The sequence below is a fragment of the Rhizobium sp. 18055 genome (genome assembly GCF_902706285.1).
Classification (GTDB): domain Bacteria; phylum Pseudomonadota; class Alphaproteobacteria; order Rhizobiales; family Rhizobiaceae; genus Rhizobium.
The window spans coordinates 1-773 of the sequence record NZ_CACSKD010000069.1; the positions used below are offsets into that span (position 1 = coordinate 1).

The window sequence follows — 773 nt, forward strand, 5'->3', positions numbered from 1 at the left end:
GCATCGCGCTGGCGATGGCGGCGGCGATCAAGGGCTACCGGATGGTGCTGGTGATGCCCGAGGACCTGTCGGTGGAGCGCGCGCAGACGATGAAGGCGTTCGGCGCGGAGCTGATCCTCACGCCCAAGAGCGGCGGCATGGAATACGCGCGCGATCTGGCCGAGACCATGGTGCGGCAGGGCAAGGGCGTGGTGCTCGATCAGTTCGCCAACCCGGACAACCCGCGCATCCACTACGAGACCACCGGCCCCGAGCTGTGGGATCAGACGGGCGGGCGCATCACGCACTTCGTGAGCGCGATGGGCACGACGGGCACGATCACGGGCGTGTCGCGCTTCCTGAAGGAGAAGAACCCCGCGATCCGGATCATCGGCGCGCAGCCGAAGGAAGGCTCGCGCATTCCGGGCATCCGCAAGTGGCCGCAGGAGTACCTGCCCAAGATCTACGATCCGCGCGCGGTGGACGAGACGATCAACGTCGGCCAGGACGATGCCGAGGACATGTGCCGCCGCCTGGCGCGCGAGGAGGGCATTTTCGCCGGCATTTCCGCGGCGGGTGCCTGCTGGGCCGCGCAGGAGATCGCCAGGCGCGAGCGCGATGCGACGATCGTGTTCGTGGTGTGCGACCGCGGCGACCGCTACCTCTCCACGGGCGTGTTCCCCGCCTGACGCGGGCCCGAAGTCCCGACACGCGCCAGGTCTCGCTCCATGAACGCCGAACCCCGCTTCTGCACGCAGTGCGCCACGCCGCTGGCCTGGGTGACGGCGCTGGAG

Annotated in this window: 1 protein-coding gene; it reads left to right on the forward strand. The window is 69.3% G+C overall.

The genetic code is table 11. The features are described from left to right. The coding region (locus tag GVL52_RS31460; protein ID WP_160012657.1) for a pyridoxal-phosphate dependent enzyme at positions 1–668 on the forward strand (668 nt) is incomplete at its 5' end. Between the last annotated feature and the right edge of the window lie 105 nt (positions 669–773).